General features: G+C 55.4%; 14 protein-coding genes. 9 read left to right on the forward strand and 5 right to left on the reverse strand.

All coding sequences use genetic code 11. The annotated features are described in order from the left end of the window. Positions 1-42: 42 nt before the first annotated feature. The 3 genes from AC2FIB_RS11035 to AC2FIB_RS11045 form a co-directional block, all read right to left on the reverse strand. Positions 43-990, reverse strand: coding sequence for a DMT family transporter (locus AC2FIB_RS11035; RefSeq protein WP_496842043.1), 948 nt, complete (start codon positions 988-990; stop codon positions 43-45). A gap of 110 nt (positions 991-1,100) precedes the next feature. After that, positions 1,101-1,568, reverse strand: a complete 468-nt coding sequence (locus tag AC2FIB_RS11040) for a hypothetical protein (RefSeq protein ID WP_496842044.1) — start codon at positions 1,566-1,568, stop codon at positions 1,101-1,103. After that, entirely contained in the window at positions 1,561-2,046 is a 486-nt protein-coding gene (locus AC2FIB_RS11045) for a DUF5681 domain-containing protein (RefSeq protein ID WP_496842045.1), read from the reverse strand. The genes AC2FIB_RS11040 and AC2FIB_RS11045 overlap by 8 nt, the downstream gene beginning before the upstream one ends. 371 nt (positions 2,047-2,417) lie before the next feature. On the opposite strand from AC2FIB_RS11045, the gene AC2FIB_RS11050 reads away from it, so the two are divergent. Next, positions 2,418-3,227 carry an alpha/beta fold hydrolase gene (locus AC2FIB_RS11050; RefSeq protein WP_496842046.1) on the forward strand — a complete coding sequence of 270 codons (810 nt, stop codon included), beginning with the start codon at positions 2,418-2,420 and terminating at the stop codon, positions 3,225-3,227. A 490-nt stretch (positions 3,228-3,717) separates the two neighbouring features. Further along, positions 3,718-4,608 (forward strand): LysR family transcriptional regulator, encoded by an 891-nt coding sequence (locus tag AC2FIB_RS11055; RefSeq protein WP_496842047.1) that lies wholly within the window; start codon positions 3,718-3,720, stop codon positions 4,606-4,608. Positions 4,609-4,940: 332 nt separating this feature from the next. On the opposite strand, the gene AC2FIB_RS11060 is transcribed toward AC2FIB_RS11055, so the two are convergent. Then, positions 4,941-5,930 carry a helix-turn-helix transcriptional regulator gene (locus AC2FIB_RS11060; RefSeq protein ID WP_496842048.1) on the reverse strand — a complete coding sequence of 330 codons (990 nt, stop codon included), beginning with the start codon at positions 5,928-5,930 and terminating at the stop codon, positions 4,941-4,943. Positions 5,931-6,101: 171 nt separating this feature from the next. On the opposite strand from AC2FIB_RS11060, the gene AC2FIB_RS11065 reads away from it, so the two are divergent. Both AC2FIB_RS11065 and AC2FIB_RS11070 read left to right on the forward strand, forming a co-directional pair. Then, on the forward strand, positions 6,102-7,748 hold the full coding sequence (locus AC2FIB_RS11065; protein ID WP_496842050.1) for an amidohydrolase family protein: 1,647 nt from the start codon (positions 6,102-6,104) through the stop codon (positions 7,746-7,748). After that, positions 7,684-9,006: a carbohydrate porin gene (locus tag AC2FIB_RS11070; RefSeq protein ID WP_496842051.1), complete on the forward strand. Its 1,323-nt coding sequence runs from the start codon at positions 7,684-7,686 to the stop codon at positions 9,004-9,006. The genes AC2FIB_RS11065 and AC2FIB_RS11070 overlap by 65 nt, the downstream gene beginning before the upstream one ends. 215 nt (positions 9,007-9,221) lie before the next feature. On the opposite strand, the gene AC2FIB_RS11075 is transcribed toward AC2FIB_RS11070, so the two are convergent. Beyond that, complete coding sequence (locus tag AC2FIB_RS11075) at positions 9,222-9,794, reverse strand: recombinase family protein (RefSeq protein WP_496842052.1); 573 nt, start codon at positions 9,792-9,794, stop codon at positions 9,222-9,224. 494 nt (positions 9,795-10,288) lie between these two features. On the opposite strand from AC2FIB_RS11075, the gene AC2FIB_RS11080 reads away from it, so the two are divergent. From AC2FIB_RS11080 to AC2FIB_RS11100, 5 genes are all read left to right on the forward strand, one after another. Further along, a complete protein-coding gene (locus AC2FIB_RS11080; protein WP_496842053.1) occupies positions 10,289-11,239 on the forward strand; it encodes a Bug family tripartite tricarboxylate transporter substrate binding protein in 951 nt (316 codons plus the stop codon). A gap of 62 nt (positions 11,240-11,301) precedes the next feature. Further along, positions 11,302-11,784: a tripartite tricarboxylate transporter TctB family protein gene (locus tag AC2FIB_RS11085; protein WP_319544653.1), complete on the forward strand. Its 483-nt coding sequence runs from the start codon at positions 11,302-11,304 to the stop codon at positions 11,782-11,784. Positions 11,785-11,791: 7 nt separating this feature from the next. After that, complete coding sequence (locus AC2FIB_RS11090; protein ID WP_496842055.1) at positions 11,792-13,294, forward strand: tripartite tricarboxylate transporter permease; 1,503 nt, start codon at positions 11,792-11,794, stop codon at positions 13,292-13,294. A 3-nt stretch (positions 13,295-13,297) separates the two neighbouring features. Next, complete coding sequence (locus AC2FIB_RS11095) at positions 13,298-14,473, forward strand: L-rhamnonate dehydratase (RefSeq protein ID WP_496842056.1); 1,176 nt, start codon at positions 13,298-13,300, stop codon at positions 14,471-14,473. Next, positions 14,470-15,384 (forward strand): dihydrodipicolinate synthase family protein, encoded by a 915-nt coding sequence (locus AC2FIB_RS11100; RefSeq protein WP_496842057.1) that lies wholly within the window; start codon positions 14,470-14,472, stop codon positions 15,382-15,384. Before AC2FIB_RS11095 ends, AC2FIB_RS11100 begins: the two co-directional genes overlap by 4 nt. Position 15,385: the final 1 nt, after the last annotated feature.

A 15,385-nucleotide genomic window follows, 5' to 3' on the forward strand; every position in this document is an offset into this window, starting at 1 on the left:
CAAAGCCCACTTGCAATCCATCGGCACAGCGCTTACGCGCCCTCAGATTGGCGGGGCGGCGCGTTCCGTAATCAACTTTCGGGCTGTGACCCTTTCGCGATGGATCATGTAAAGCCCCGCGCCAATGATGATCGCTATGCCGGTCAGGGTCAGAGTGTTAGGGAAATCGCGAAAGACCAGATAGCCCAACAAGGTGGCCACCGGCAATTCGAGATATTGCAGTGGCGCTAGCGTGGCCGAGGGCGCAATCGATAACGCATAAGTCATCATCATATGGCTCAGAGTGGCGAAAAATCCGACCCCTAAAAGCCATAGCCACGCGATGCCTTCAGGCCAAACCGGATCAAGCAGCTCAGACCCTGTACCTTGGGCCAGCAGCAAAGCGGGCAGACAGAACAGGCTGGCGATCAGGCCGGTGTAAAACTGAAGAGTGACAGGATGCAACCGCCGCGACAGCCCACGTGTTACGAGAATGTAGAACGCGAAGCCAACCGCGGTGCCCAGCGGGAACAGCGCCACAGCGCCAAAGACTTCAAAACTAGGCTGGATCACGAACAAGACGCCGACGAAGCCCACGATCGCCGCTCCGACGCGGCGAGGACCAACATCTTCGCCCAGGTAAAACTTGCCGACCAGTAGCACGATGAATGGGGCGACGAATACGATAGCCAGCGCATCGGCCAGCGGCATTACGCGGATCGCGGCAATGAAGCAAAAAGTCGAGACGAGTAAAAGCAACGCGCGAAATAGAAGCGCCAGCCATTGCCCTTTTGCGATCCGCATAGAGAGCCCCATGATCCAGACAAACGGCGCCATCAGTACGCATTGAACGACAAAGCGCGCAGCCGTGACCTGTCCGACCGGAACGCTGCTCGATGCCAGCTTGGCCGCCACATCGAGCAAGGGGGCCGTCACGCAAAACCCCAGCATCAACGCAACACCGGCAAGGATGCGGTCGTTGGAGGGGGTGGAAGAGTTCACGCTTGTCATAAGCCCCGCATAAGTGCCGTAGCCTGCACGCGTCTATTCTCTTTGCGACGCATGTTTCAGCGTCATAGAATTCAACCAGTTGTCTCGGGCTGAATTTGGTGCACTCAAGTTCACTCGGCTTGTATACTGCCACTTTTGTATTTCGCGACAAGTCGCTTAATCCTATCCGCCATCATCTTTTCATAGTGCTCTACTTGTTGACGCCCTTTATCAGTCGACTTCCAATACTCGAAGAGTTCATCGTGTGTTGTTCCACGCGCCATCGGTCTGCGTTTTTCGTGAGGATTGTCAGCGAGAAATGCATCAATGATCGCATCGTCCCTCTGGATATCTTTGTCTGCGTCGAATAGGGCAGCGGCAGGTTCGTGCGGCGTCATTGTCTGCTGGGTTTCTGACTTTGTCCCAAGTGCATCTCTGGCCGCTTTCAATGACAGTGTTATCTCGTTGAGTGGGGTTGGGTCAGTCCACTTAGCCCAGGCTCGGTCTTCCTGACGACGTACCGCGGATAGGTAAAGGCTTCGAGGAATTGCAAGACGCTTGCGAAGCTGCGCTAAGCGGGCCCTACCAGCGTTAGCCATCAAGTAACTCCACGCGGCTCTGTAGTTCATCGAGTTCTCGATGCAGTTCTTCAGTTTCAAATGCCTTTCGAGCAGCCTCCACCGTTCGTAGCAGTGCATCTGCCTCGTCAGTGGTGATATTGCCGCTCGAAACGGCTTTGAGGACAGCATTCACAGCATTCAATATGTCGCCAGGCTCTTCGATCTTCGGGAAGGTAACGTTCAGTGGGCGACATTTACGCGGAGGCAGAACACGGTCCAGGCAGAGCCGGATCGCCGTCATATCCCCTGCCTTCGCCAATTCGATAGCCTTTTTGGTGATGGCCGCAGCGTCGTTATCCATCAAAGCCTCGGCAGCGAGAGTGGCCTTGTTGCGCGCGCCTTTTGGCCGCCCTTTAGGATTTCCGCTTTTCCCTTTAAGGAATTTGCCAGCCTGAGAAGGCGGCGCCTGTTTCGAACCTGTTTTATCAGGCTGCGGTTCTAATTTCGGTACGGTCACAGCTAACGGCTTTCATTACAGATAAAGGTCAGCTTAGTTTACCTAAAATTAGTCAAATCGTATAGCTGAAATTGACCTTGAGACATCAATCATTCGAATTTCTTGAATGGCAGTATTTGGCAAGAGCCGTTGCGTCTGCCAATGCGCTTTGAGCACTCGTCAGTGAACTTGAGTTCACTCACCCCGATGCGCTTGCATTGATCACAGCATTAAAAGCAGCCATTCATCCAACCCGCAGCGAATTACCGCTTCGAGCCCAGAACAGACAGCCAGATTGGATCGTACTCTTAAAAGATCAAGTAGCTTGACCCGCAGCGAGTTTGCAATCAGGGTCACCGGAAATTCGGAAACGTTCAGATGGGGCGGAAATTATGCTCAACTTCAGAAAGGCCATTGCAACAGTTTGGTTGGCATTCACCGCTTTGCTTTCCTTGGGCAATTTCACCATCGCTCAGACCGCAACAGAGGGAACGTCCACAAGCAAACCTGTCTTTGTTATGGTTCATGGGACGTTTCAGTGGGCCGGTCAGTATGAACCTTTAAGCATATTGCTTAGGGATGAGGGCTTTGAGGTGGTCGAGTTGACCCTGACGGGTCTTGGCGAGAGAGAGCACCTTCTTTCAAAAGAAACGGGTTTGTCTACGCACGTGCATGATGTTGCAAACGTGCTTAGCTGGCGGGACCTCGAGAACGTAATCCTCGTCGGCCACAGCTATGGGGGAACTGTTATCACCGGTACCGCAGCAGAACAGCCGGATCGTATCAAACATTTGGTGTATCTGGATACTGTGCCTGCGGATGACGGTGAAAGCCTGATGACCAGTTTTTTCGACGAGGCCACAAGAGACGAAGTGTATGCTATGGTTGAGAAAGACGGGGATGGATGGCTTATTCCAAAGGATGGATTGCGCGAAGCCCTGCCAACTATGAGGCCGCATCCCTTCAAGTCCTATACTGATCGGTTGGCGCTGCCCGACGGTACGCCGGACTTTGAGGGCACAATCATTGTGGCCAACGACAGCAACCCGTTCTTTCAATACATGCGCGAAGTCGAGGCACCTGCTCGTGTCGAAAAACGCGGCTGGAACCTGATCACGGTCGAAGGCCCGCATCAGTTAATGGAAGTGAGCCCGGCGAAAGAAGCTGTAGCCGAAATTTTGCTGGGGATTGCCAGAAACTAAGGACACGGCGAGTGTCTGCTTCGTCCGCTCAGCGGACCTAGCTACTGGAAAATTCAATGTCCGCATTGGCGAATATGTTGCAGGTGAGTAACCGCCGAAACTGTGGATTGACCTTGAAATGGATCAAACGTGCTTCGACTGTAATCGCTCTGCAGCGTATTGCAGCCATATTGCGAAAGCATTCAATATCCGTGCGATGCTGCTCCGAAGGAACCTGGCTCTTTGTTGGTGCTTGAGCTGACGTGCCGTTTTGGCTTCCAGCGCCAGAGTGCGGCGGCGGTCCGCAAGGTATGCATCCTGAGCGACCTCGAAGCGGCTTCTGGTTAAAGTTTGTCGACGCATCTCAGAAACATTAGTGTTCAGATCGAATACCATAGCGTGCTCTTGTGTTTGAATTATCGGTTCTACTTGTATCCTGCTGCCTTTCAAAAAGTTTCGTAATCCACTAAAAATGCAATGGACTGTTCCATAATTCAAAACGGTTATTGAAATGAACAAGCTCAATGCGATCAAGGTTAGCCGTGAAGTGGCACGGCAAGGTGGCTTTGCGGCCGCAGGACGACGCTTAAACATTTCCACCCCTAGTGTAAGTCGTCTTGTTTCTGAACTGGAAGATTACCTAGGCGTGCGACTGTTTCTACGCTCAACGCGTCAGATTAGCCTGACCGAAGAGGGCGATGAATTCTTAAATCGCGCCTGTAATCTGGTTGACGAGCTCGACGCCATCAGCGCTGATATCAAAGATCGTCGTTCGGCCCCACGCGGACACCTAGTCGTTAGTAGCGTCGTCGCCTTCGGACAGGAAATGATTGCGCCCGCCATTCCGGGATTTCTGGCCAAGTACCCTGATGTAACAATCGACTTGCGTCTCGAAAACCGTCACACCGACCTAATCCAGGAGAACGTTGACCTCGCAATAAGGGTCGGAGGTAGCGACGGACTGAAAATCTCGGAGTTGAAGTCGCGGTTACTATTCTCACAAAAGTTAATCTTTGTCGCGACGCCTGAGTTTGTCGAACGGTATGGCGCACCAGAGAAATTGGAGGATATTGCGGACCGTCCCACCGTGAAGCAGATGACCGGCAATTGGGGCGTGGTAAATCGGCTGAGCAGCGGCGGCAAGCTTATCGACTTTAGGATGCCGGATACATTTGTGGTGAACTCGCCAAATGCAGCAATCAATGCCGTGAAATCAGGGCACGTCATGGGATTGGTCGGTGACTATCTTGTGCAAGACATGCTGGCACAGGGTAAACTCCAAAGGCTTTTGCCAAGCTATGAGACAGAGGAGCAACCTGTGTATGCGGTTTTCGTTCATCGCAATTATATGCCTGCGAAACTAAGGGCTTTTATTGACCATTTGGTCGAAGTCCTCAGGTGAACTGCAATTACGCGCGCACAGTATCCGCTTACGGAGAGAGCGGTTTCATGGGGCACTGGTCGTCTTACGCGGCGAACGGGCACGGAGGCAACCGATTGCTTGTAAATCGACCAAGAGTAAACTTCTTCGTTTCAATCTTGGAGGTTGCATCGCCTGACATGTCGGCGTCGGACATAATCCACCGAGAAGGCGCTTGGAAAGTTAAGCTCGGCAGTCGGTCGCATGGCTTGAATGCAAACTAGGCATCTGTTGGAAAGCGGTCGTTCGTGCAAGGCTCAGCGAGTTACCGCTTTGAGCCCAATGCGGACGGAGATGTTGGTTTCTCAGGAGCCCTATTTTTCTTTGATTTTTCGTCGAAACGCGTCCGGAGACATACCTGTCCAAGTCTTAAATGAACGTGAAAACACTGACGGATTAGGAAGTCCAATTGCTGCACCTATTTCAGATGCGGAAAGGTCGGTTGTTTGCAGTAGCTGGGCGGCTCGTTCTAGCTTGCAATTGGCAAGTTCCGTTCTGAAATTGGTACCCTTATCGGCGAGTTCAGACTGAAGAAATCTTGGCGTCACGGCAAATACACTGGCAACCTCGGTTAGCGTCAATGAGGGATCGGAAAGCCTTCTGTTAAGTTCTGCGCGAACGCCTTCAATCAAATCGAAACCGGGTACGGCATCCACAGCAACGTTTCTGTTTTCGCGCCCGCCTTTTCCAATCAACAGCCAAGGTGCAGGAAAACGAAAGAGCATTCCGGTAGATCGTCCCGTTACGATCGGTACTATGGCTCGAACGCTACTTGGTAACACGGCGGCATCTTTAAGTGAAATCTGGAACTGGCCGGCAGCCCAATCTGAACCCTGTGTTTCATTCAATAGTTTCACAATAAATCCAGCGAAAAACCCTTCGGCTTGCTTAGGATGCCTGGCAGGTCTGAAATTGCGTGTTTGCCGAAGCAAGGCATACTGGCTGTCATGAGACAAATCATAAGTCGCTTGGTTCGTCAGTCGCGCCGCATCCACCACGAGTTTTGAAAGCCGTTCACCCAGTGTGATTTCCGTTGGCTCAAGAACCGACAGGTTAGGCATCTTGGGTGATGGTGTCTCGATGCCGATACTGTATCCCAGTGTGGTATCCTTCGCAGCCTCAGAAGCGTATTCCAAAAAATCCCACGCCTTTGCTGCCGGAATGAATTGTCGCTCCAGATCTTCAAAGCTTAAACGCGCTGCCGCCATGATCGGATCAGCATCCAATCCCCGGTCCTCAAGTTCTGCAAGGATCGGTGCTGTCATCCTGCTATAAACCATTGCTATGGAGGAGGCATTTTTCATCGTTCAAGCTCACCATAGATCGCGACGGTTTCGTAGAATATCATCTCGGGACTTTGCATTTTACGCGACAAATCAACAAGCAAAACGGAAAACATCAAGGACGCCTCGCGTGCCCTGTGCAACATTTGACGAAGGACCGATAGCCGACTTGCTCGAAAGGGAGCCAATATAATGAAACGTCTGATTATTCTTTTGGTAGCAGTTTTGTTCCCGGGAGCAGTCAGTGCGCAGGATTGCGACCTGGCTATCTTGAACGGTCGCGTCATGGATCCGGAAAGCGGTTATGATGCGATCGCCAATGTTTGTGTGGTTTCAGATCGCATTGTCACGATTACTTCAGATGACATATCCGGCTCCGAAACACTTGATGCGACGGATCACGCGGTCGTCCCGGGCTTCATCAACACGCACTCGCATTCGTTTGCACCATTTGAACAAGCCATGATGGCACGGGATGGCACAACAACTCTGCTCGACATCGAAGTTGGTGTGGCAAACGTTCCATTCTTTTATGACCGCTACGACGGTAATTCGCTGCTGAATTATGGTGTTGGTGTCAGCCATGAGGAAGTACGCCGCGTGATTATGGATGGCCTGAGCCCGGAGGACACGTCTGACCCGACCTACGTATTGAACTCTCGGGCTTGGGCTGAAGAACTGGCCCGACGCATTGGTGGCGCTTCCAAGTGGGCGGTCGAGGTGCCAACGGACGAACAGCACAAAGAGATACTCCGCATGTTCGAACAGGGCATCCGTGATGGGGCTGTCTCAGTCAACACGACTGTTGGCTACATGGGGTATGGAACACCGACGTATGAAATTTTTGACCTGCAGAAACTTGCCAAGAAATACGACCGGATCTTTGGCGCCCATACTCGATTTGGTCCAACTGAAAGCCTGCCCACTGACTACACAATCGGTGTCAGGGAAGTTGTTGCAAACATGGTTGTACTGGATGGCGCAGCCGTGATGTCGCACATGCAAAATTCCGAATGGCAGGAAACGTATGAGATATGTCAGCGCCTTCAGGAAAAAGGCTACACCATCTTCTGTGAATACTATCCTTCGGTGTTCGGTAATCCGAACATTGCGACACCGCAATTGATGTCACCGGAGCTACGCGCCGCAAACAATATGGATCCCACCACGACCATCTTTAATCCATTGACCGGAAAACCCTTCGCGTCAGAGGAAGAATTCGAGGCCATGCAAGCCGACGACCCGGGAATGGGCGTCTTCGTGTTGGTGCGCGAAGAGGAATGGCTCAATCAATGGCCGTTTATGAAGGATGTGGCCATCGCAAACGACGTGATCACTTACTTCGACGAAAACGGCGAGGTTCTGCCCGAGGGTGCCGATACGGAGCTTTATGGCGGACACCCGCGAAATGCGCGTTCGTACAGCTACGTGTTCCGGCTATCGCGTGAACTCGGTATTCCTTTGATGCATACTGTGAATAATGCGTCTTACACCCCCGCGAAATACTTGTCCCGACTTGGTCTTGAGGCCATGCAGGAACGTGGCCGGATGCAAGAGGGCATGATCGCAGACATCACGATCTTCAATCCGGACACCATCGCAGACAATGCGGACATGAAAATTGGAAACAGAGCGACGCCGCCAACAGGCATCCCGCACGTTATCGTCTCAGGGCAGTTTGTAGTTCGTGATGGTAATTCACTATTGGGTGCGCGTCCGGGCAAACCCGTGCGCTATGAACTGATTTCGAACGGAGACATTGTGATCGATTTTGATGACAAACGGTATCAATGGCATGCTGATCTGCCCGATTTTGAAGACCCGCGTCGGGACAACTAGTTTGCAATTGTGTCTCTTCGTTTCACGTCTGACCTGTACGATTGCCCTGACTGCCTGTGCGGTGTCAGCCTTCGCAGACACCTCTGTCGCAAACCGATTGGAGGCCACAGCGCAAGCATCGATCGGCGGGCCGGGTTCCGCTCCTGCGCAGCTCGAAGAAGATCGGCTGCGGCGATTGGAAGACAGTCGCTCGCCAGGATTGGACCGATGGTTTGATCCCATCGAAGCGGCTCGCGAACGGCTCAGAGACAGCACGGGTTTGAACCTGAGCTTTGACTATCAGGCGCTCTATCAGAAATCTTCCGACAGTCTGAGTGGCACCGACGAGGCCGCATCGGGACAGTTCCGCATTTTAGGGAACTGGGACCTCCTGAACCGCGGCGGCGACAACACCGGCAGCTTGGTCTTCATCTTGGAGAACCGTCACCGCCTTGGACAACCTATTGCGCCGTCTGGGCTTGCAGGCGAAATCGGTTACGTCGGCGCCACCGGTGTTACCTTCTCAGCCACGGAAACCACACTCTCCGTGGCTTATTGGGCGCAGGCACTAGCTGGTGGGCGCGCCGGTTTCGTAGCTGGTCGCATTGACCCTGGCGACTACAGCGACATTCTCGGCTATGTGAACCCGCGTACAACGTTTTCCAACTTTTCGATCCTATTCAGCCCGGTCCTTCCAATCCCTGACCCTGGGTTCGGTATCGCGGGAGGCGGCTTTCTGACGGATCAGATTTATGCGCTTGGCCTCGTCAGTGACGCCAATGGATCGCTGACAGATATTGACTGGTTCCCGGGCGGCTCTGAGTTCTTCACCTACGGCGAGATAGGATGGACGCCCGAGCCCTCAAAGCGATACCTGACCAACCTGCATCTCGGTCTTTTTCATGTCGATGAGCGCAGTGACGCCGGAGTTCCCTCTGCCAAAGGAGCGATGCTGTCGGCCAATCACACGTTTGAGAATGACCTAATGGTCTTTGGGCGATTGGGCTGGTCGGACGGCACCGCACCTATCGCCAACCGCGCGGTCAATGCGGGTGTGCTATGGCGACCCGGTTTTTATGACGACCTCATTGGCCTTGGCGTTACGATCGCCGACCCGAGCGACAGTGCGTTGGACACACAAACGACGGTCGAGGCATTCTACCGCTTCGACGTGTCCGACAACATTGCCATCACAGGTGACCTTCAGCACATCAACAATCCCGGTTTCAGTAATGAAGATCCTTGGGTCATCGGGTTGCGTGTGCGGATTAACTTGTAGCTTTGTAATCTCGCTGTCAGGCAAAACAATCGAATTGCGTCGAAAGTACTTTTGCCCGGTCGTCAGTTGATTTCGGAGGGCTGGTTTGTCCGCATAGCAGTCGTTCATTCCAGGCGATACGAAGGTCCGCATTTTCTTCAGCCAGAATGTGAAGTCGGTGAACTTGAGTTCACTTCACCTGGTTGAGCTGAACTAGTTTTGCGTCAAGTCGTTCGCTAGGCGAGCTCTGCACTCGTCTTCGTGGATAGAATGCGGTAGACAGAGGCTCGCCCAATCCCAAGTCTTTTGGCTATCTCCGTGGCTCCCGCGCCCGCTCTATGCAGTTCTAAAACTTCCTTAGACCGAGCCATGGCAGTTGGCTTCCGTCCTTTGTATTTTCCGGCGGCCTTCGCTTTGGCGATACCCTCTCGTTGCCGCTCCAACATAATCTCACGTTCGAACTCGGCGATACCGCCCAAGACTGTCAGCATCAGCTTACCAGTAGGTGTGCCCGTATCAATGCCCATACCCAGGATGCGGAGTGTAGCGCCCTTGGTTGTGAGCTTGTCCAGTATCTTCAAGAGGTGCGGCACTGATCGCGCTAGCCGGTCCAGCCGCGTAACGATGAGCGTATCGCCTTCGCGCACGTAATCTAACGCTTCAGCGAGCCTTTCGCGCGCTCTTACATCGACAGATGATACCTGCTCCTCAAACAACTTTTCGCAACCAGCCGTCTCAAGTTCGCCACGTTGCGCTTCCAGACCGGCTTTTTGGTCTAGTGTCGAAGTTCGGGCATAGCCGATAAGCATTTTGGCGCTCCTGTCTCACACGGTTCTCAAACCATATGAGGCATTGTGTCTCAAAAATCAATACCTAGTCTAATGAGACATCCCTTCCACAGATCATTCCTGTCTCACTAGGGCAAGCCCTATTGGAAAACCATTGAAAGGGCAAAGCGGACGTTCGTACAAGACGCAGCTAATGGCGGTTTCGAGCCCAGAGCGGACTTGATCCTGTAACCTTAGTGCTGCAAGCGCATCAGGCCGCACTCAGCCCGAAGCGGACACGCTCATTTGTAGCGTTGTTTGAAAAGCTGACAATCACTTTCACTTTCAATTGTTACCGGTCTTGAGCTGGATTTTCTTTTGTCCTGCGCTCACGAAACCATTCCCGAATTTGCAGGTCTTTTTTGTTGGCGGCGATTTTTGGTATACCAAACACCAAATACCTGATACATCATCCTCGTGAGATTGCGAATCGGCCCGTTGGGAGAGGTCGGTTCGGTACCCTGAGGAGGATCAGAATGAAGAAGTTTCTCGCCACCGTATCCGTGGCGGCAATGGCCCTGACAGGCGCTGTGGCCAATGCTGACGAATACCCGTCCAAGACCATTGAAGTCGTGACCCACGCCGGCAATGGCGGCGGCACGGACGTCACCACCCGGATGATGATGCTCCGCGCCCGCCGTGAGCTGAAAACCGACATGGTCGTGGTCAACAAGAAAGGTGGCGGTGGCGCCGTTGCCATGGACCACTATCTCGAAGTTCCTGCCGACGGTTACACCATCCTGACCTTCACCATCGGCCACGCGGCCACCGTGGCCAAGGGCAAGACTAAGATGACGCTGGACGATATCCGTCCGATCGCCCGCGGCACCGACGACCCGCAGATCCTGATGGTCCGCTGTGGCGCCTATGACAACGCCGAAGCCTTTGTCGCGGCTCAGAAAGAAGCGCCGATTTCCTACGGTACCACCCACCTGGGCAATATCGACGACGTCTCGGCCTTCATGTTCACCAAGAAGGGCGGCATGCAGACCCCGAAGATCGTTCCGTTTGACGGCGGCGGTGAACTGGCAACCCAGTTGGTGGCCGGTGCGGTTGACGCAGCCGTGCTGAACCTGGCCGAGGCCGGGTCTCAGATCGACGCAGGCGATGTCTGCCCGATCGTGGTTCTGGCCGATGAGCGCATGTCCGGCCTGCCGGATACCGCCACCGCCAAGGAACTGGGCATCGATGTCAGCTTCTCGACCGTGCGCGGCTTTGTGGTTCACAAGGACACGCCCGATGATGTTGCCGCCATGATCGAGGACGCACTGATGAATTCGATGAACCACGGTGTCTACCAGGGCTTCCTGGACAGCGTTGGGCTCGACAGCACTTCGGTCGTCGGATCGGAGGCCTGGGGCAACCAGATCACCACTATGGTCACCGACATGGAAGCGGCTCTGAAAGAGCTCGGCTTCATCGAGTAACCTGACCATTTGCGGCGCGGCGGTTCCGGTCGCTGCGCCCTCTTTCCCTTTCGAGATCTGACATGCAGACCCCCACCGAAAACCCCGTTTCGCAGCGCCGCGCGATCTCGCGCATGGCGATTCCGCTGGGCATCATCGCGTTCTGCGCCTGGGCCTGGTGGCTGAGCACCCAGTTCGAGCGGGTTCCCCCGATCCTGAAACGCGGGATGCAGCCATCTGATTTCCCGCAATTGGTGCTCGGCCTGATCATCTTTCTGTCGATCTGGCTGCTGTTCCGCGACCGTTCCGAAGCGCCTGAACGCCTCACCAAGATGGTGCAGATGACGATGGGCCTGCTGATCGGTTTCGTGCTGGTGGGCGAGATCGACCTGTTCCTGGCCCTTAGCCTTTTCGCCGCCTCGCTGGCCGCCCTCTGGGGCGAACGCCGGATCTGGGCGATCGTGCTGGTCGGCCTCATCGCCCCCACCGCCGTGTTCTTCCTGTTCGACGGCATTTTCGAAGTCCGCTTTCCGCGCGGTCTGCTGACCAACTTCTGGTATGAGTAACTGACCCATGGACGCAGCTATCCTCAACGGCCTGATGGCCCTCGCCGATCCGCAGCTCCTGGTGCTGATCTTTGCCGCGACCCTGGGCGGTGTTCTGGTGGGCGCCCTGCCGGGCCTGAACGCCACCACAGGCGTCGCCCTGCTCTTGCCCTTTACCATCACGATGGACCCGATCCCGGCCATCGCGATCCTGACCACGATCTATTGCGCCGCGACCTTTGCCGGGGCAATCACCGCCATTCTCATCAACACGCCGGGGACATCGGCCAGTGCCACCACTTGCCTAGACGGCTATCCCCTGGCCCAAAGGGGAGAGGCAGGCCGCGCGCTGGGGATGGCGGCGGTCTCCTCGACCATCGGCGGCATCATCTCGGTCGTAGCCCTAATGGCGGCCGCCCCGCTGATGGCGCGGGCCGCCTATAACTTTGCCCCGCCGGAATATTTCGCGCTCACCGTGTTCGGCCTGTCGATGCTGGCCACCATCGGGGACGGATCTCCGGTCAAGAATATCGTCTCGGGTGCCTTCGGCGTGCTGCTGGCTACGGTCGGCATCGACCTGCTGACCTCGATCGAACGTTTCACCTTCGGCATGAATGAACTCAGCGAAGGCATTCCGTTTGTGCCGGTGATGATCGGCGTGTTCGGCATCTCGGAACTGCTGATCCAGGCCGACAACCTGCATGTGGAACGCAAGCAGGTGATCATGAAGGCGATCAAGCTACCGAGCCGTGAAGATTACGCCCGTGTCTGGAAGACCATCCTGCGCTCGTCCGGCATCGGCACTTTCATCGGCATACTGCCGGCAGAGGGCGCCACCGTGGCCTCGATGATCGGCTATAACGAGGCCAAACGCTGGTCCAAGAAGCCCGAGGAATTCGGCAAGGGATCACTGGAAGGCATCGCAGGCTCCGAAGCCGCCAACAACTCGGCCACCGGCGGTGCCATGGTGCCAACCCTGGCACTGGGGATCCCCGGCAGCCCAACGGCGGCAGTGATCCTGGCCGGCCTGATGGTCCATGGTTTGCGCCCCGGCCCCACCATGTTCACCGAACAGGCCGATTTCGCATTCGCCATCTTCTGGTCGATGATGCTGGTCAACGTGATCTTCTTCTTCATCGGTCTCTGGGGCGCCAAGATCTTTGCCCGCGTCACCCTGATCCCGATCCAGATCCTGTGGCCCATCGTGTTCATTTTCTCGATCGTTGGCGCCTATGCGCTGGAACAGTCGATGATGGATGTGTGGATTGCCATCGGCTCGGGCATCGTCGGCTTCTTCATGCGCCGCCACGGCTTCTCGGTGGTGCCCATGGCCATCGGCCTGATCCTGGGCGGCATGCTGGAAACCCGCCTGGGCCAGTCCATGGTGATGTTGGACGAACAGTGGTGGCTGATGTTCACCCGTCCGCTGGCCCTCTTCTTTTTTGTCCTGACCGGACTGGCCCTGTTCGGCCCGATGGTCTGGGGACTGCTCTTCAAACAACGCTCGCCCGTCGAGTCGACCGGAGAATAAGCAATGACAAGAGTAAAATCCGTCCGCACGCGCGTCTGGAACTGGAAAGGCAAGACTGTTCCTCCGCAAGGCAATTTCTGCACCAATGCCAGTGATCTGCTGTGGGAGAAAGGCGATGCGATGTCGTCCTTCCGCTTCCACCAGTGGCTGACCTGCGAGATTGAGACCGAAGACGGAACCATCGGGATCGGCAATGCAGCCCTTGCGCCGAGCGTGGTGAAACAGGCGATTGACGAGTGGTTTGCACCTATGGTGATCGGCGAAGATCCGTTTGATTACGCCTATCTCTGGGAAAAGATGTACCGCCGGTCACACGCCTGGGGCCGCAAGGGCATCGGCATGACCGCGATCTCGGCGGTGGACCTCGCGATCTGGGACTTGATGGGCAAGCTGACCGGCAAGCCCGTTTTCAAACTGCTCGGCGGCCGCACCAAGGAAAAGATCCCGGTCTATTACTCCAAGCTCTATTCCGGGCCCATCGAGTCCATGCAGGCCGAGGCCGAAGAAGCCAGCAAGAACAACTACCAGGGATACAAGATGCGCTTTGGCTGGGGCCCCAAGGATGGGCCGGCAGGAATGCGCGAAAATCTCAAGCGGGTCGAAGCGGTGCGCGAAGTCATTGGCTATGACGTGGATCTGATGCTGGAATGCTATCAGGGCTGGAATGTCGATTACACCAAGCGCATGCTGCCCAGGCTGGCCAGATATGAACCCCGCTGGCTGGAAGAGCCGGTGATTGCTGACGACGTCGAAGGCTATCGTGAACTGAACGCCATGAACATCGTGCCCATTTCGGGCGGCGAGCATGAGTTTTCCGTGATCGGCTGCAAAGACCTAATCGAGAAAAAGGCCGTCAGCGTCCTGCAATATGACACCAACCGCGTGGGCGGCATCACCGCGGCGCAGAAAATCAACGCCATTGCCGAAGCCTTTCAGGTGCCGGTCATTCCGCATGCCGGGCAGATGCACAATTACCATCTGACCATGGCCAATGCGAATTGCATGATTTCGGAGTATTTCCCGGTCTTCGATGTCGAAGTAGGTAACGAGCTGTTCTATTACATCTTCGATGGCGACCCGGATGCAGTGGACGGGTTCCTTGATCTGGATGACAACAAGCCTGGTCTGGGGATCGAGATCACCGACAAGTACCTGAGCGATTTCGAGGTGACGGAATGAGCGGCCCCTACACCGGCATCTGGCCCGTTGCGCCAACCCCGTTCAACGAAGACGGCTCACTTGACCTCGAAGGAATGAAAAGGGCATTGGATTGCCTGATCGATCAGGGCGCAGATGGCATCTGTGTGCTGGCCAATTTCTCCGAACAGTTCCTGATTTCGGATGCTGAACGCGAGGTTCTGGCGCGCCTGTCGGTGGAACACGTAGCGGGCCGCGTCCCGGTGATTGTCACCATCAGCCACTACGCGACGCAGATCGCAGTGGAACGCGCACAATTCGCCAAGGATCTGGGTGCCGATGTCGTCATGATGATGCCGCCCTATCACGGCGCGTTGCTCAAAGGCACGCCCGAGCAGAGTTTCGAGCAGTTCGCGGCGGTGGGCGAGGTCGGCATCCCAATCATGGTGCAGGATGCGCCGCTCTCCGGCGTGGACCTGCCGATTTCGCTTCTGGTGCGCATGGCCAGAGAAATCGAGGCGGTCAAGCTGTTCAAGATTGAATGCCCCCGCGCCGCAAACAAGATCCGCGCACTGATCGAACAGGGGGGCGACGCCATCGAAGCCCCCTTTGACGGGGAAGAAGCCATCACGCTGCTGGCCGACCTGGACGCGGGCGCAACCGGATCCATGACCTCGGGCATGATCGTCGATCAGATCAAGCCCGTCCTCAACCACCACCATGCGGGTCGCATCGAAGAGGCGACCGCCGCATATGGTCGCGTGGCCATGGCAATCAACCACGAAAACCGGCAATGTGGCTGGCAGTCATGCAAGGCGGCCATGGTCGAGGGCGGCGTGATCAAATCTGATTTCTGCCGCCACCCGATCCCGCCCTTGCACCCGGCAATCCGCGCCCGCCTGATAGACCTGCTGAGGCCGCTGGATCCGCTGGTTTTGAATTGGGGAAAGTAAA

Source organism: Ruegeria sp. YTSA072, assembly GCF_059610285.1.